This window comes from Paraburkholderia bengalensis (assembly GCF_037126505.1).
Lineage (GTDB): Bacteria > Pseudomonadota > Gammaproteobacteria > Burkholderiales > Burkholderiaceae > Paraburkholderia > Paraburkholderia bengalensis.
In genome coordinates this window covers 49,677-66,332 of the sequence record NZ_JACFYJ010000003.1, presented here as the reverse complement: position 1 = coordinate 66,332, position 16,656 = coordinate 49,677, and the positions used below count along the sequence as shown (strand labels likewise).

The following is a 16,656-nucleotide window of genomic DNA, read 5'->3' as shown; positions in this document are numbered from 1 at the left end:
TTTACGCTACGTTTGATCACGGAGGCTGCGGTGACTGCCTGGAAACCAGCCGGACGCGCAGCGGTCGCCGCGCTGTGCGTCTGCATGGCCGCGAGCGGCGGCGCGCAACAACGCGCGAACGTGCCCTCGAAAGTCGCGGCGAAGCAGGCGCAGGCCGCGCCCGATTATCAGCCGGGACTCGACCAGCACGCGCTCGACGTTATCAAGTCCGCCTGCGACCGCCTCGCGGCGGCGAAGTCGATGGCGTTCACGGCCATCGTCTCGTATGAGAGCCCGAGCCGAATCGGCCCGCCCCTCGTCTACTCGACCAGGTCGGAAGTCCTCATGCAGCGGCCCGACAAGCTGCGGGTGATCGCGCTCGGCGACGGTCCGCGCTCGGAGTTCTATTACGACGGCAAGACAATAACGGCCTTCTCGCCCGCCGAGAGACTCGTGGCCGTCACCGACGCGCCGCCGACGATCGACGACGCGCTCAAGAAGGCCTATGACGTCGGCGCGATCTATTTTCCGTTCACCGACGTACTCGTCGCGGACCCGTACAAGGACATCGCCGACGGATTGAAGATCGCGTTCTACATCGGCCGGTCGACCGTCGTCGACGACACGACGACCGACATGGTCGCCTATGTGACGGGCGACGTGTTCGTGCAGGCCTGGATCGGCACAGAGGACAAGCTGCCGCGCCGCATCTACGCGGTCTACCTGAACGATCCCGCGCGCCTGCGCCATGTGCTGGCGCTCACGCACTGGGTGCTCGATCCGCAGCTTCCCGCAAACGCGTTCGTGGCGTCCGACACGTCTGGCGCGGCGCCCATTGCATTCGAGCGTCCCGACGCCGCAAACGCGCCCGGACTCAAGCCGCCCCCGAAGGCGAGGGCCGCCAGCGCTCAATGAGGAGGCGCCTCGTGAAGACTCTTGCAATCTACGTGGCCGGTTTCGTGATTCCGGCCTTCGCCTCGGGCCCCGCCGGCGCCTGGGGTCACGCGGGCGGCTGGTCGCGCCCGTCCGGGTCTGAATCGATGACCCGCAGCAACGCATGGGGCGGCAGCGAAACGCACACCCCCGGCCAAGGCACCACCGCAACCAACCGCTACGGCGACACGGCCACGCACACGCAAGGCTCGGGGCAGACGAGCTTCAGCAATCCATACGGCGGCAGCGCCACGCACACGTACGGCCAGGGCACCACGGCAACGGGCGCCTACGGCGGCACCGCGACGCACAAGGCAGGCTCCGGGCAGACCACCTATAGCAACCAGTACGGCAGCGCAACGCACACCTATGGCCAGGGCACCACGGCGACCAACAACTATGGCGGCACCGCGACGCACGTTCAAGGCTCCGGCTACACGACCTACACGAACGCATCGGGCGCGACCGCTATCACAGCACCTACTACGGCAACACCGTTGTCCTCGACAGTGACTTCCGCCATCTCCACATTGTCGACGACGGCTTGCGCGACCGTCATCGTGATGCGCGCGCCGTGGATGCGCGCCGGCGGCACGTATTTCAGCGCGTTGTCCAGCAGGTTCGCGATCACTTCGCGCAGCAACACGGGATTGCCGCGCGCGATGAGCGGATGATCGTTCGACGGATCATCCAGCCGCTGAAAACCCAGGTCCACGTGCACGGCGAGCGCGCGCGGCACCCATTCGGCGCCCGTCTCGAACGCAAGCGATGCGACGTCCAGATTCACGAAACGCGCGGCCTGTTCTCCAGGCTCGGCGCGCGCAAGGGACAGCAGCTGGTTCGACAGACGCACCGCGCGATCCGAAGCGGCACGCAATTCCTTCACGGCGGCGAGCGTCTGCTGCGGATCACGCGCGATGGCGGCCTGCTCGGCGTGCAGCTTGATCGCCGTGAGCGGCGTGCGCAGCTGGTGCGCGGCATCGGCGATGAACTTGCGCTGCGCGTCGAGCGCGGTTTTCAGGCGATCGAGCAAACCGTTCAGCGCGCCCGTGAGCGGACGGATTTCGAGCGGAACGAAGGTTTCGTCGACGGGTTCTAGCGATGTGTGCGTCTGACGGTTCAGCGAATCGGCGAGATCGGTCAGCGGATTGAGCTGCTGGTTCACGACGCGCCACACGATCACCCAGCCCGCGAGCAGCAGCAACAGCAGCGGCATCATGATCGCGACGAGAAACTCGGCGGCGATCTGAAACCGGTGTCGCACAGGCTGGCCGACTTCGATGACGATGGGATTGCCCGTCGGCTGATCGACGCGCACCTGCGCGACGCGCACCGTCGTGCCTTCATGCTCCGTCTCGAACACGTACGCGTAGTGCATGCGACGCACGTTCGAGCCTTGCAGCGGCAGTTTCGGATCGCCGGCGATTTCGGTTTCGCCGTTGCTGATCCGGTACACGAGCTGTTCGACAGGATCGGAGAACATCGCCTGCGCGAGCGGCGGCACGGTGATCGGCGCGTCGGGTCCGGCAATCTGGATCTGCTTCGAAATGGCCGTGGCGAGATCAGCGAGCGAGCGATCGACGACATGCTGCGTGTATTGCCACGCGAGCCAGTACGCAATGAGGCCGCTCATCAGCGCGAGCAGCGAAAGGGGAGCGGCGAGGCGGCGCAGCAGCTGGCGGCGCAGACTATTCGCGGCGGGATAGGGCATGGTCGAACCCGCGATAAAAGGCCGACGCCGACGAACGATCGACTGCATCAGCCACACGTTTGAACGGCGGGTTTCAGCGGCGCGCGCCTCGCAGACTGCACGTGAGTTGCGCCCGAACTGCATGACGCATGCGGAGCGAAGCACACGCGACGCCGCGTCGTCGCTGCCGGGCCAAACGACACAGGCGACCGCCGCGCATTGTCGATGCGCTTGCGGCCGCGCGTCGGACCACCCGGACGCCGTCAGACCACAACGGTCTTGACGTGCATTATGACGCCTGGCGGATTTCCTGGAGCAGATAGCCGAAACCGCGCACAGTGACGATTTCGACGCGGCAGTTTTCCAGTTTCTTGCGTACGCGATGCACGTAGACTTCGATCGCGGTGTCGCCGAGATCGCCGCCGAAGTGCGTCAGGTGATCCTGCAGTTGCGCCTTGCTGACCACGCGGCCATGACGCAGCAGCAGCATTTCGAGCACGGCGAACTCGCGCGGCGACAGTTCGAGCGGCTTGTCGTCGTTGAAGATGCGGCGATCGACGCCCGACAGCCGCACGCCGCCGAGCGACACCTCCGGACGCGGCATGTCGCCATGCGGTCCGCTGCGGCGCATCACCGCGCGGATACGCGCTTCGAGTTCGGCGGGTTCGAACGGCTTCAGCATGTAGTCGTCCGCACCGGAATTCAGGCCCTGGACGCGGTCGTTCAGCTCGTCGCGCGCGGTCAGCACGATCACGGGCGTATGACGGTTGCTCTGACGGAAACGCGAGAGCAGCGTCATGCCGTCGATGCCGGGCAGACCGAGATCGAGGATCACGAGTTCGTGGCGGTTCTGCGTCAGTGCCTGTTCGGCGAAGATGCCGTCGTGGACCATGTCGACCGTGAAGCCGGCTTGTTCAAGACTGCTTTGGATGCCGCGTGCGATGGGGCGGTCATCTTCGATCAGAAGGAGTCGCATGGGTTTCGCTCAAGTACAATGGGTTGGCAAGAGGCACGCGGTTCGCGGGGCGCCTGCTGCACAGAATGCCGTGCGGCGAGCCGTTCGATACGGCCTTCAAAAGATCAGCAAGCCATGTCCGATATTACGATCTCCGAACTGGAAGCCGCGATCAATTTCTGGCGTACGCGCTCGCCTTCGAGTGGCGACGAACATGTTCTGTGCAAGGAGGCAAGCGCGCTCTCCAAGCCGTATGCGCTGATGATTGTACAGCGACAGACTACGCTGCCGCAGGAAGGTTTGGACCAGAATGCACGCGCCGCATGGGATTCTTACGTGTCCCTTATAAATGGCCTAAAGAAGTGAAGGTTTGGTCGCCTGATTACCTGCAAAACGCTTTCACTTCTGACTTTCCCTTCGCTTCGCTGGCCTTCGACTCCCGCTCGCGGCCGTTTTTCAATCAAGGCTATTTCCCGGCCGAAATCTGATCGATGAAACGCGCGAGCTTGACGTCGCGTTCGGTGAGTCCGTTCGCATCGTGCGTGGACAGCGTGATCTCGACCGTGCTGTAGACGTTGAACCATTCGGGATGATGGTCCATTTCCTGGGCCTTGATCGCAACGCGCGTCATGAAGCCGAATGCCTCGTTGAAGTCGGCGAATTTCAACTTCCGCTTGATCGCGTCGCGGCCGTCGACGGCTTGCCAGCCAGCCAGTTGCGCAAGCTGCGTCGCGCGTTCTTCAGAAGAAAGTTTCTGGATCATCGTGTCACCTCTGCAGGTCGTGCGCGGCTGCGTCGATGCCGGTGCATCGGCCCCGCCGCGCTTGTGTACATCCATGCGAGTTCTATTTTTTCACGGTTGGCGATGTGCTGCAGAGCGTCGCCTCAGATGTCGCCGTCCGTCGCCCAGCCTTCGCCGGAGCCGCGCATGATGACGCGATCGCCCGCGCGGATGTCGCCCGCCGGAATCGGTGCCGCATCGGCGAGCATTGCCAGCAGGGGCGCGAAATCGGTTCGCGCGAGGTCGAATAGCTGCGCGAAGTCGTCGATCACGAAGTACGTCTTCTGGAACGTGTCGATCCGGTACTGCGTTTGCATCACGCGTGCGAGGTCGAACGCGATGCGATTGGGCGCATCGCTTTGCTGGCTATAAAGCGTCTCGTCTTTGCTCGACACGATGCCCGCGCCGTAGATTTTCACGCCGTTCGGGCTGGCGTCGTCGCGGATCAGGCCGAATTCGACGGTGTACCAATAGAGGCGCGCGAGCAGCGGCAACGCGTTCGCAGCGTGCGCGGCGAGCGCCGCGCGGCCGTACGCGTGCATGTAATCGGCGAAGACGGGGTCGAACAGCAACGGCACGTGGCCGAACAGGTCGTGGAAGCAGTCGGGCTCCTGCAAATAGTCGAGTTGATCCGGGCGCCGCATCCACCACGTGACGGGAAAGCGCCGGTTCGCCAGATGCTCGAAAAACACCTGGTCCGGCACCAGACCGGGCACGGCGACGATGCGCCAGCCCGTTGCGGGCATCAGTTGCGTATTGATGTCATCGAACGCAGGCACGTTTTCCGGCGACAGATTCAGGCGCTTCACGCCCAGCAGGAACGCGTCGCAGACTCGTCCTTCGAGGAGCGAAGTCTGGCGCGTGTAGAGCTGCTTCCAGACGGCGTGATCGACGCCGCCGTAGCGATCCATCGGCTGATCGATGGTGAAATCGGCGCGGGTTTGCAGGCCGACGTCGAATTGCTCCTTGAGCTTCGCGGTGTTCGGAACGGACATGGCTGGCAGGGCGGCTCGCCCAAGATTGGACGGCGTGCAAGTGTAGAGCGGAGAACGCGCGGAAAGGGCGCGAGTTATCGAAAGTACGCACCGTAAATGCGATAATCGTGCATGAACTCGCGAAACTATGCGGAGAGTTTACATGGTTGAACTCGATCACTTCGACCTTGCGCTGCTCGACGTCCTGCAGCGCTTCGGGCGCGCGACGCACCAGCAGCTAGGCGAGCAGGTGCCGCTTTCGCCGTCACAGATCGGCCGGCGCTTGCAGCGGCTGGAGTCGATCGGCGTGGTGGACGGCTATCGCGTCGTGCTGCGCCCAGAAAAGCTCGGGCTGGGCGTGACGGCGTTCACGAGCCTGAAGCTGAAGCACCACGGCGATTCGATCATCGAGCAGTTCCAGCAGCAGATCGACGTGCTGCCCGAAGTGCTGGAGTGTCACGCGGTGGTCGGCGATGCGGATTATTTGCTGCGTATCGTCGCGCCGGATCTGAACGCGCTGTCGTCGTTCGTGATGAAGAAGCTGATGCGCGTGCCAGGCGTCGACAGCGTGCGCTCGAACATCGTGCTGACCACGTTCAAGCGCAACGGTCCGTTGCCGCTCGGTCATCTGGCGCCGGGCGCGGCGGCCGTCTGACCTCGCGGCGTGGGGAGGGTCAAGCGGCCTTCAGCGGCTCCTGATTCAGCAAATCCACATACGCGACGCCGACCAGATCCGATTCCGGCACGCCGAGCTTCGCGAACATCGCGTGCGCTTCGGCTTCGCCGCCTTCTTCGTCGTCGTCCTGCGCGAGCACGACCTCCAGCTCGACGAAATCGCCGAGCCCATCCACGCGGTCCAGATGAATCCGCGTTCGTCCGACGATATAGACGTGGCGCTCCTTCGTGACGATGCCGCGCGTGGTCAGCGCGGTGGCCAGCAGCGAGTGCATCGCGTCCGCGTTGGTGACGGGGCTGCGCGTGTAGTACGACGCTTTCGGGCCGTCGCGGTCGTCGCGCTGATAGAAGATCAGTTCGGCGGGGGTGCCGTCGTCGAACTGGCGCAGCTTCAGACGGCCGCGCGGCACGTCGTAGAAAAAGTCCTGCTGTCGAAAGATCAACGGAGCGTCAGGCGAAAGTGCCGCGGCGCGCTCGCGAAGCTGCTCGAACTGCTGGGCGCGGGCTTTGATTTCGATATTGCGTGCCATGTGAAGCTCCTGTCGGAAGAAGATGCGTGGACGGCTGCTGACGACGACTGAATCGCCCCGTTTGCCGGCGTCGCAAGCCGGTCGGCAGAGCCAGAGGAAACACGGAAAACAGCGGACTGGGATTCGGTGACGCATTGGTCAATGCGTCGGGGAAAAACGTCGACCAGACGTCAATCTAGCAAAAAGCACATGGCGATGCGGTTAAAGGCCACGGTGCATGAGGGTACATACGCACTCGACATCGCCGCAGCTTCATGAGTCCGCCTCATATCGCACGACGCGTTGCCGCCCGCCAGCATTCACGCCGACCACTGCTGCTCGATCAGCTTCAGCGCGGCGGCGATGGCCGGTTCGTCCTTGTGCGCAGCGAGCGTGATGAACGTCAGCTCGGTCGGCACCGTGACGCCTTCGACGATCGTCAGCGCGTGCGCATGCGCTTCCGCAATCGCTGTCGCATCGCGTGCGAGCGTCAGACCAACTCCCGATTTGACGAGATCGAGCATCGACGGTTCCTGATCCACTTCCGCGACCTTGACGGGCTTGACGCCGGCATCCGCGAACCGGCGCGTGAGCAGCCGGTTGTGCGCGGACGCGGGCGGCGTCCAGATCCACGGCAGCGATGCCAGCGAGCGCCAGTCGCGCGCGCCTTGACGCGGTCTTTCCAGCCGGCGGGCGCCAGCACCCGATACTGGAAGTGTGTAAGGGTGACGGCGTGGAAGATCGCCGGCTCGCGCGTGTCGTCGTCGTCGGGCTGGCCGATGTAATAGCCGACGTCCAGTTCGCCCGCGCGCACCTGGTCGCGTACCCAGCCGGACATGCCGTGGCGAAGCTGCGTTTCGACATGCGGCCAGGTTTCGACGAGTTGCCGCAAAAAGCCGCCAAGCCGCAGAAACGCCGGGTCCAGAATCGTGCCGATGCGCAGCCGTCCGCGCACTTCCTGGCGCAGCGTCGCAGCCGCCCGCTCGACATCGGCCGCCGCGGCCAGTGCGCGTTCCGCGTGCGGCAGCAGCGCCTGTCCGTCGCGCGTGAGCGCCAGCCCGTGCGAAGTGCGCGTGAAAAGCGTCACGCCGAGCGCCGTCTGCAGGTTCTTGATCTGCAGGCTGACGGCCGGTTGCGTCAGATGCAACTGCGCGGCCGCGCGGGTGAGATTGCCTTCGCGCGCGACCGTCGCGAAAGCGCGGAGCAGGGTGAGGTCCATCCGCTGATATTAACGCGCCTTATATCGCATTTGAGCATTACTCATTGGATTTGCGGCCCGCTTGCCGATTACGCTTGGACCATCATGCGCGCTCGCGCGCCGCTGCGCCGCAGCATCGATCATCACAAACCATTCTTCCAGGAGACAACATGAGCGAGACGGATCAAGGCAAGGTTCGCGCGCTGACGCACGCCATCAACGGCCGTCCCATCGACGGCACGAGCCAGCGCTTCGGCGATGTGTTCAATCCCGCCACGGGCGCCGTCACGTCGCGTGTGCCGCTCGCGAGCGTCGCGGAAGTCGATGCGGCCGTCGCCGCCGCGAAAGCCGCGTTTCCCGCGTGGAGCGAGACGGCGCCCATCAAACGCGCGCGCGTGCTGTTCAAGTTCAAGGAGTTGCTCGACCGTCACCACGACGAACTCGCCGAGATCATCACGAGCGAGCACGGCAAGGTGTTTTCGGATGCGAAGGGCGAAGTGATGCGCGGCATCGAGATCGTCGAGTTTGCATGCGGCATTCCGAATCTGCTGAAGACCGATTTCACCGATCAGATCGGCGGCGGCATCGACAACTGGAATCTGCGTCAGCCGCTGGGCGTGGTCGCGGGCGTCACGCCGTTCAACTTCCCGATGATGGTGCCGTGCTGGATGTTCCCGGTCGCGATTGCGTGCGGCAACACGTTCGTGCTGAAGCCTTCGGAGCGCGATCCGTCGGCATCGATCCGTCTTGCTGAATTGCTGAAGGAAGCAGGCTTGCCCGATGGCGTGTTCAACGTCGTGCACGGCGACAAGGTGGCCGTCGATGCGCTGCTCGTACATCCCGATGTCAGCGCGCTGTCGTTCGTGGGCTCGACGCCGATTGCCGAATACATCTATACGGAAGGCACGAAACACGGCAAGCGAGTGCAGGCGCTGGGCGGCGCAAAGAACCATCTCGTCGTGATGCCCGATGCCGATCTCGATCAGGCCGTCGATGCATTGATCGGTGCCGCGTACGGCTCGGCGGGCGAGCGCTGCATGGCGATTTCAGTGGCCGTCGCCGTCGGTCATATCGCCGACGAACTGATCGACAGGCTCACGCCGCGCGTGAAGTCGCTGAAGATCATGAACGGCATGGAAGCCGAAGCCGAAATGGGTCCGCTCGTGACGGCGGCGCATCGCGAGAAAGTGTCGGGTTATATCGATGCGGGCATCGAGGCGGGCGCGAAACTCGTGGTCGATGGGCGCGGTCATCAGGTGCCCGGTCACGAGAAGGGTTTCTTCCTCGGCGGCACGTTGTTCGACGACGTGAAGACCGACATGAAGATCTATCGGGAGGAAATCTTCGGGCCCGTGCTGTGCGTGGTGCGCGTGCCTGATTTTGCCTCGGCTGTCGAACTGATCAACAAGAACGAGTTTGCCAATGGCGTGTCGTGCTTCACGTCCGATGGCGGTGTCGCGCGCGCGTTCTCGCGGCAGATCGAGATCGGCATGGTCGGCATCAATGTGCCGATTCCCGTGCCGATGGCGTGGCATTCGTTCGGCGGCTGGAAGAAGTCCTTGTTCGGCGATCACCATGCATACGGCGAAGAAGGCGTGCGCTTTTACACGCGCTACAAGAGCATCATGCAGCGCTGGCCCGACAGCATTGCGAAGGGCGCGGAGTTCACGATGCCTGTTGCGAAGTAAAGAAAACGCGCTGCGCGCAGCGATGTGAAGGAGACAAAGATGGGCACGACAACAAGAAAACTGGAAGGCGAATTCGACTACATCATCATCGGTGCGGGCACGGCGGGCTGCGTGCTGGCGAATCGCCTGAGCGAAGATCCGGATGTCAGCGTGCTGCTGCTCGAAGCGGGCGGCAAAGACGACTATCACTGGATACACGTGCCCGTCGGCTACCTCTATTGCATCGGCAATCCGCGCACCGACTGGCTCTACAAGACGCTTGCCGAACCCGGCCTCAACGGCCGTGCGTTGTCGTATCCGCGCGGCCGCGTGCTGGGCGGCTGCTCGTCGATCAACGGCATGATCTACATGCGCGGCCAGCGTGAAGACTACGACGAGTGGGCGCGGGTCACGAACGATGCTTCGTGGTCGTGGGACGCGGTGCTGCCCATCTTCAAACGCAGCGAGGATCACCACGGCGGTGCGAATGAATTCCACGGCGCGGGCGGTCAGTGGCGCGTCGAAAAGCAGCGTCTCAGATGGAAGATTCTCGAAGAGTTTTCACGCGCAGCACAAGAAACTGGCATCCCCGCCACCGACGATTTCAATCGCGGCGACAACACGGGCGTCGGCTTTTTCGATGTGAACCAGAAGCGCGGCATTCGCTGGAATGCATCGAAAGCATTCTTGCGGCCCGCGATGTCGCGTCCGAATCTCACCGTCATCACGGGCGCGCACACGCAACGTGTGGTGTTCGAAGGCAAGCGGTGCGTTGGGGTCGAATATCGCGGCGACGCCGAGTACTTCGCGAAGGCGCGCATCGAAGTGATCATGAGTTCGGGCGCGATAAATTCGCCTCAATTGCTCGAACTCTCGGGCATCGGTAACGGCGCGCGTCTGCAGAATCTCGGCATCGATGTCGTGCGCGATCTGCGCGGCGTCGGAGAGAATCTGCAGGACCATTTGCAGTTGCGCATGGCGTTCAAGGTGCACGGCGTGCGCACGCTGAACACAGCCTCCGCGCACTGGTGGGGCAAGATGATGATCGGCCTGCAGTATCTGTTGACGCAGAGCGGGCCGATGTCGATGTCGCCGTCGCAACTCGGCGCCTTCGCGAAGTCGGATGCAAACGACAGGTCGCTCGATCGCGCCGATCTCGAGTATCACGTGCAGCCGCTTTCGCTCGACAAGTTCGGCGAGCCGTTGCATCGCTTCAATGCATTCACGGCGTCGGTGTGTCATTTGCGTCCGACTTCGCGCGGCAGCGTGCACATCGAATCGCGCGATCCTCATGCAGCGCCTTTGATCGCGCCGAACTATCTGTCGACGGAATACGACCGGCATGTGGCTGCAAACGCATTGCGGCTGACGCGCCGCATCGCGGCCGCGCCTGCATTGAAGCAGTACAGGCCCGAGGAGATCTTGCCGGGCATCCAGTTTCAAACGGAAGAAGAATTGCAGACCGCTGCGGGCAACGTGGGCACGACCATCTTCCATCCCGTCGGCACATGCCGCATGGGCACGCCCGATGATCCGGGCGCTGTCGTCGACAACCGCTTGCGCGTGATCGGCGTCGAAGGGCTGCGCGTCGTCGACGCATCGGTGATGCCGACCATCACATCGGGCAACACCAACTCGCCCACACTGATGATCGCCGAACGCGCGAGCGACATGATCCGCGCAGACCGTCGCGCGCCGCGAGCGGGCGCCACGATGTCGACGGCCACCTCTTCTACGATGTCGGTTGCATGACGCGCAACGTTTAACGTTTGACGCGTTCAAGGTCGCATCAAACACTAAGTGCAAATCCCAATGATTGCGCTGCATCATTGGCGAGACAATGGCATCCGTGCTGCGTGGTGCGGCATGGACCACCGTCCGCATTGGTGCACCACGCCACGATTTGGCACGGGGGTCTCAACGCCAAGGAAAAGAGTCGCGCCGGAATCTGCGCGGAATAAAACGCGGTAGTGCTTCGCCTTACTTCGCATGGAAGGGAACATGATTCTCGGCGATACGATACTCGAGACGCGCGGGCTCACACGTGAGTTCAAGGGTTTTACCGCAGTCAACGGCGTGAATCTGCGCGTGAAGCGCGGCTCGATTCATGCGCTGATTGGCCCGAACGGCGCGGGCAAGACCACGTGCTTCAATCTGCTCACCAAATTTCTCGTTCCCACTGCGGGTCAGATCGTCTTTAACGGCGTCGATATCACGGGCGAGCGCCCGGCGCAGATCGCGCGTCGCGGCATCATCCGTTCATTCCAGATTTCCGCTGTATTTCCGCATCTGACGGCATTGCAGAACGTTCGCATCGGTTTGCAGCGTCAGCTCGGCACGGCATTTCATTTCTGGAGAAGCGAGCGCACGCTGCGCCAGCTCGATGACCGCGCGATCGATCTGCTCACACAGGTAGGCCTGACCGATTTCGCGGATACGCCAACTGTCGAATTGTCGTATGGCCGCAAGCGCGCGCTCGAAATCGCCACCACGCTCGCGATGGAACCCGAACTGATGCTGCTCGACGAACCGACGCAGGGCATGGGCCACGAAGACGTGGACCGCGTGACTGCACTGATCAAAAAGGTGTCGGCGGGTCGCACGATTCTGATGGTCGAACACAACATGAATGTGATTGCCGGCATCTCCGACACGATTACCGTTCTGCAGCGCGGCGAGGTGCTCGCCGAAGGCACATACGCGGAAGTCTCGAAGAACCCGCTCGTCATGCAAGCCTATATGGGCAGTGCGGACGCAGCGCTTGCCGGAGCGCATGCATGAGCACAGTGAGCGAACAGGAAAACGCAGCGGTCAGTGTGGTGAGCGGCGAGCCGGCGCTGGAGATCGCCGGGCTGCAGGCCTGGTACGGCGAATCGCACATCCTGCATGGCGTCGATCTGACCGTGAGCCGCGGCGAAGTCGTCACGCTACTCGGCCGCAACGGCGCGGGCCGCACCACCACATTGCGCGCGATCATGGGCCTCACGGGGCGCCGCACGGGGTCGATCCGCGTGGGCGGCCGCGAGACCATTTCGATGCCCACGCATCGAATCGCGCATTGCGGGGTCGGCTATTGCCCGGAAGAGCGCGGCATCTTTTCGAGCCTCTCCTGTGAAGAAAACCTGCTGTTGCCGCCGGCCGTCGGCGACAAGTCGTTGATGATGTCCATCGACGAGATCTACCAGATGTTTCCCAATCTGCAGGAACGGCGGATGAGCCAGGGCACGCGCCTGTCGGGCGGCGAGCAACAGATGCTGGCCGTCGCGCGCATCCTGCGTACGGGCGCGAATCTGCTGCTGCTCGACGAAATCTCGGAAGGACTCGCGCCCGTGATCGTGCAGGCGCTCGCGCGCATGATCGTGACGTTGAAGGCGCGCGGCTACACGATCGTGATGGTCGAACAGAACTTCCGCTTTGCGGCGCCGCTCGCCGATCGTTTCTATGTGATGGAGCATGGGCGCATCGTGGAGCATTTCGGTGCGAAGGAACTCGAAAGCAAAATGCCGGTGCTACACGATTTGCTCGGCGTCTAAGCGGGGTGGACGCATCCCGGCCACAAAGCGGGGTCGTCATGGGAGCACGACGCACGACACACCCAGATGCCTCTGATAACCACAAGCATGAAAACAGGAGACACGCATGAAACTGAAGACTTTCGCCAGATTGTCAGCCGTCTGCTTCGCGGCTGCAGCGGGTGCGATGTTCGCTGCGGGCAGCGCGCAGGCGGCCGATGGCCAGACCGTCAAGATCGGCTATATCACTGATCTGTCGGGTCTGTATGCGGATATCGACGGCCCGGGCGGCCTCGAAGCGATCCGCATGGCGATTGCCGATTTCGGCGGCAAGGTCAACGGCAAGCCGATCGAACTCGTCTACGCGGACCACCAGAACAAGGCCGACATCGCTGCATCGCGCGCTCGCGAATGGATCGACCGCGACGGCGTCAACGTGATCATCGGCGGCACGAATTCGGCGACGGCGCTGTCGACCAACCAGGTCGCGGGCGAAAAGAAGGTTCCGTACATCAACATCGGCGCGGGCGCGGATAACCTCACCAACGAGCAATGCACGCCGTACACGGTCCACTACGCGTACGACACGATGGCGCTCGCGAAAGGCACGGGTTCGGCCGTGACGAAGCAGGGCGGCAAGACCTGGTACTTCCTGACGGCGGACTACGCGTTCGGCAAGGCGCTCGAGAAGAACACGTCGGACGTGGTCAAGGCGAACGGTGGGCAAGTGCTCGGCACCGTGCGGCATCCGCTGTCGGCATCGGACTTTTCGTCGTTCCTGTTGCAGGCGCAAGGCTCGAAGGCGCAGGTGCTGGGCCTCGCGAATGCGGGCGGCGACACCATCAACTCGATCAAGGCGGCGAAGGAATTCGGCATCACGAAGTCGATGAAGATTGCGGCGCTGCTGATCTTCCTGACCGACATCCACAGCCTCGGACTCGAAACGACGCAAGGACTGGTCGCCACCGACAGCTGGTACTGGAACAAGGACGCGAACACGCGCAAGTGGGCGCAGCGCTACTTCGACAAGATGAAGAAGATGCCGACCAGTCTGCAGGCAGCGGACTATTCGGCCGTTACCACGTACCTGAAGGCCGTGCAGGCGGCAGGCACGACCGACAGCGACAAGGTGATGGACCAGCTTCACAAGGCGAAGATCGACGACTTCTACGCGAAGGGCTACATCCGTCAGGACGGCAGCATGATCCACGACATGTACCTGATGGAAGTGAAGAAGCCGTCGGACTCGAAAGAGCCGTGGGACTATTACAAGATCACCGCGACGATTCCTGGCGAACAGGCGTTCGCGACCAAGGCTGAATCGCGCTGCGCGCTCTGGAAGTAAGCGGTTTGCAGCGGGACGCGACGGGCGGCGCACGTGCCGCCCGTCGCGTCGCGTGAGCGAATTGCGTCGATATCATTTTGACGGCGGATTCGATGGATATCTTTGGCATTCCGCTACCGGCGATGCTCAGCCAGTTGCTGCTCGGTCTCGTGAACGGCTCGTTCTACGCGATCCTGAGTCTGGGGCTGGCCGTGATCTTCGGTCTTCTCAACGTGATCAATTTTGCGCACGGCGCGTTGTTCATGTTGGGTGCGATGCTCACCTGGATGGGCCTGTCGTACTTCAATCTGCCGTACTGGGTGATGCTGGTGCTCGCGCCCGTGCTCGTCGGATTGTTCGGCATCTTGATCGAGCGCTCGATGCTGCGCTGGCTGTACAAGCTCGATCACCTTTACGGATTGCTGCTCACGTTTGGGCTGACGCTCGTCGTCGAAGGCGTGTTTCATTCGATCTACGGTTCGTCGGGTCAGCCGTATGACGTGCCCTCTGCGCTTGCGGGCGCAACCAACCTCGGCTTCATGTTCCTGCCGAACTATCGCGCATGGGTGGTGGTCGCGTCGCTGGTCGTGTGTTTCGCGACGTGGTTCGTGATCGAGAAGACGCGGCTTGGCGCCTATCTGCGAGCGGGCACGGAGAACCCTAAACTCGTCGAGGCATTCGGCGTGAACGTGCCGATGATGGTGACGTTGACGTACGGCTTCGGCGTCGCGCTCGCCGCGTTCGCAGGCGTGCTCGCGGCGCCCGTCATCCAGGTCTCGCCGCTGATGGGCCAGCCGATGATCATCACCGTGTTCGCCGTCGTCGTGATCGGCGGAATGGGTTCGATCATGGGCTCGATATTGACGGGCCTGCTGCTCGGCGTGATCGAAGGGTTCACGCGCGTGTTCTATCCGGAAGCATCGGCGACCGTGGTCTTCGTGATCATGGCGCTCGTGTTGCTCGTGCGTCCGGCGGGTCTCTTCGGCAAGGAAAAATGATGCAGAGAAAAGCGCTCTACAGTCTGCTGCTGCTTGCGCTCATCGTCGCGCCGTTCGCCGGCGTGTATCCCGTGTTCGTGATGAAGGTGCTGTGCTTCGCGCTGTTCGCGGCGGCGTTCAATCTGTTGATCGGTTATACGGGGCTGCTGTCGTTCGGTCACGCGATGTTTCTTGCGACGGCGGGCTATATCACCGGTTATTCGATCCAGACGATCGGGCTGACGCCGGAGCTGGGCGTGATCGCGGGTGCGCTGGCGGCGACGCTGCTCGGCTTTGTCGTCGGACTGTTCGCGATTCGCCGGCAGGGCATCTACTTCGCGATGGTGACGCTTGCGCTCGCGCAGATGGTGTACTTCGTGTTCCTGCAGGCGCCGTTCACGCACGGCGAAGACGGTCTGCAGGGTGTGCCGCGCGGCAAGCTGTTCGGCATCCTGAGTCTGTCGTCGGACCTGACGTTGTACTTCGTCGTGCTCGTCGTGATGGTGCTGGCGTTCCTGCTGATCGTACGCATCGTGCATTCGCCCTTTGGGCAGGTGCTGACCGCGATCAAGGAGAACGAGCCGCGCGCGATTTCGCTCGGCTATGACACGAACCGCTTCAAACTGCTCGCGTTCGTTTTGTCAGCGGGTCTTGCGGGGCTGGCGGGATCGCTGAAAGTGCTGGTGCTCGGGTTCGAGACGCTCGGCGATGCGTACTGGACGATGTCCGGTCTCGTCGTGCTGATGACGCTCGTAGGCGGCATGGGCACGCTGTTCGGTCCGCTGCTGGGAGCCGCGCTGATCGTCTCGCTGGAAGACAGACTCGGCGACATCGGCAGCGGGCTCGCGTCGGTGACGGGCGTCGACTGGTTCCGCTCGCTCGGCGAATCCGCGACGATCGTGACGGGGCTCATCTTCATTGCCTGCGTGCTGGCGTTTCGCCGCGGCATCGTGGGCGAGATCGTGCAGCGGGTCAAACCCTTGCGCGCGTGAACCGGCCGAAAATTGGTTTGCCATCCGAACGATTCAATGCTGCGGTGTGATGCTGCTAAATGAGGCGATTACGGAGCGAAACTACAAGAATGCGCCCCAATTTTGTGCGGCACTGCACCACTAGGGTAAATGCTAGTTGCCCGTGACACAGTCCCCGTTTAATCTTCACACAGCTCTGATGCACCGAATTTTGCAGGTGGAGAACGAGGAGACAATGAGGCACAAAAGTGCCCATACAAAAGCGCTGTTGGATCAGATCCAACAGCGCTTTTTACTTTCCGGCGTCCGTTTCGCTTTTCTGCTTCGCACGCATCGCGTGCCGCGTCCGGTTGTAAATCTGGCGCCTCTTCATTCGCCGTGCCCGGCGTTTTTCCCTAAAGATTCAAAGCCTTCAAAGCGCTTGCCGCGCGCGGTATGCGTCCGCTACACTCGCCATTCGCCGACCATCGGGTCGGCCTTTGTCAAAGTCAAATGAACGCGAACAGCGGGG

15 protein-coding genes and 2 pseudogenes are annotated in these 16,656 nt (G+C 62.7%); 11 read left to right on the top strand and 6 right to left on the bottom strand.

All coding sequences use genetic code 11. The features are described 5' to 3' along the window. Window positions 1-30: 30 nt before the first annotated feature. On the top strand, window positions 31-894 hold the full coding sequence (locus H3V53_RS02965) for a DUF2092 domain-containing protein (RefSeq protein ID WP_336596643.1): 864 nt from the start codon (window positions 31-33) through the stop codon (window positions 892-894). Between the two features lie 502 nt (window positions 895-1,396). Here H3V53_RS02965 and H3V53_RS02960 read toward each other — a convergent pair. Further along, window positions 1,397-2,623: pseudogene (locus H3V53_RS02960) on the bottom strand (sensor histidine kinase N-terminal domain-containing protein); the annotation flags it as partial. 268 nt (window positions 2,624-2,891) lie between these two features. Then, window positions 2,892-3,578, bottom strand: coding sequence for a response regulator transcription factor (locus H3V53_RS02955; protein ID WP_007581727.1), 687 nt, complete (start codon window positions 3,576-3,578; stop codon window positions 2,892-2,894). 114 nt (window positions 3,579-3,692) lie between these two features. On the opposite strand from H3V53_RS02955, the gene H3V53_RS02950 reads away from it, so the two are divergent. Beyond that, complete coding sequence (locus H3V53_RS02950; protein ID WP_054918143.1) at window positions 3,693-3,923, top strand: DUF3717 domain-containing protein; 231 nt, start codon at window positions 3,693-3,695, stop codon at window positions 3,921-3,923. A gap of 100 nt (window positions 3,924-4,023) precedes the next feature. On the opposite strand, the gene H3V53_RS02945 is transcribed toward H3V53_RS02950, so the two are convergent. Continuing rightward, entirely contained in the window at window positions 4,024-4,320 is a 297-nt protein-coding gene (locus H3V53_RS02945; RefSeq protein WP_336596764.1) for a 4a-hydroxytetrahydrobiopterin dehydratase, read from the bottom strand. A 122-nt stretch (window positions 4,321-4,442) separates the two neighbouring features. After that, a complete protein-coding gene (gene phhA, locus H3V53_RS02940) occupies window positions 4,443-5,333 on the bottom strand; it encodes a phenylalanine 4-monooxygenase (RefSeq protein ID WP_336596642.1) in 891 nt (296 codons plus the stop codon). A 142-nt stretch (window positions 5,334-5,475) separates the two neighbouring features. Here phhA and H3V53_RS02935 point away from each other — a divergent pair, with 142 nt between their 5' ends. After that, window positions 5,476-5,967 carry an Lrp/AsnC ligand binding domain-containing protein gene (locus H3V53_RS02935; RefSeq protein ID WP_054918149.1) on the top strand — a complete coding sequence of 164 codons (492 nt, stop codon included), beginning with the start codon at window positions 5,476-5,478 and terminating at the stop codon, window positions 5,965-5,967. Window positions 5,968-5,986: 19 nt separating this feature from the next. Here H3V53_RS02935 and H3V53_RS02930 read toward each other — a convergent pair whose 3' ends face one another. Further along, window positions 5,987-6,517, bottom strand: a complete 531-nt coding sequence (locus H3V53_RS02930) for a CYTH domain-containing protein (RefSeq protein WP_054918151.1) — start codon at window positions 6,515-6,517, stop codon at window positions 5,987-5,989. Window positions 6,518-6,816: 299 nt separating this feature from the next. Then, window positions 6,817-7,715: pseudogene (locus H3V53_RS02925) on the bottom strand (LysR family transcriptional regulator). A gap of 149 nt (window positions 7,716-7,864) precedes the next feature. Between H3V53_RS02925 and H3V53_RS02920 the strand changes: the two are divergent. The 8 genes from H3V53_RS02920 to H3V53_RS02885 all read left to right on the top strand — a co-directional run bounded on the left by H3V53_RS02920 (window position 7,865) and on the right by H3V53_RS02885 (window position 16,641). Next, window positions 7,865-9,382 (top strand): CoA-acylating methylmalonate-semialdehyde dehydrogenase, encoded by a 1,518-nt coding sequence (locus H3V53_RS02920; protein ID WP_336596641.1) that lies wholly within the window; start codon window positions 7,865-7,867, stop codon window positions 9,380-9,382. Between the two features lie 39 nt (window positions 9,383-9,421). Continuing rightward, window positions 9,422-11,113, top strand: a complete 1,692-nt coding sequence (locus H3V53_RS02915; RefSeq protein ID WP_336596640.1) for a GMC family oxidoreductase — start codon at window positions 9,422-9,424, stop codon at window positions 11,111-11,113. Window positions 11,114-11,362: 249 nt separating this feature from the next. After that, window positions 11,363-12,142 (top strand): ABC transporter ATP-binding protein, encoded by a 780-nt coding sequence (locus H3V53_RS02910; RefSeq protein ID WP_336596639.1) that lies wholly within the window; start codon window positions 11,363-11,365, stop codon window positions 12,140-12,142. After that, window positions 12,139-12,894, top strand: coding sequence for an ATP-binding cassette domain-containing protein (locus tag H3V53_RS02905; protein ID WP_054918157.1), 756 nt, complete (start codon window positions 12,139-12,141; stop codon window positions 12,892-12,894). The genes H3V53_RS02910 and H3V53_RS02905 overlap by 4 nt, the downstream gene beginning before the upstream one ends. A 106-nt stretch (window positions 12,895-13,000) precedes the next feature. Then, window positions 13,001-14,218, top strand: coding sequence for an ABC transporter substrate-binding protein (locus tag H3V53_RS02900; RefSeq protein WP_336596638.1), 1,218 nt, complete (start codon window positions 13,001-13,003; stop codon window positions 14,216-14,218). 92 nt (window positions 14,219-14,310) lie between these two features. Next, window positions 14,311-15,195, top strand: coding sequence for a branched-chain amino acid ABC transporter permease (locus H3V53_RS02895; RefSeq protein WP_336596637.1), 885 nt, complete (start codon window positions 14,311-14,313; stop codon window positions 15,193-15,195). Then, the gene (locus H3V53_RS02890; protein WP_336596763.1) at window positions 15,195-16,166 is read left to right on the top strand and encodes a branched-chain amino acid ABC transporter permease; all 972 of its coding nucleotides are present in this window, start codon (window positions 15,195-15,197) and stop codon (window positions 16,164-16,166) included. Before H3V53_RS02895 ends, H3V53_RS02890 begins: the two co-directional genes overlap by 1 nt. Window positions 16,167-16,380: 214 nt before the next feature. Beyond that, the gene (locus tag H3V53_RS02885) at window positions 16,381-16,641 is read left to right on the top strand and encodes a hypothetical protein (RefSeq protein WP_336596636.1); all 261 of its coding nucleotides are present in this window, start codon (window positions 16,381-16,383) and stop codon (window positions 16,639-16,641) included. The last annotated feature ends 15 nt before the right edge of the window (window positions 16,642-16,656 follow it).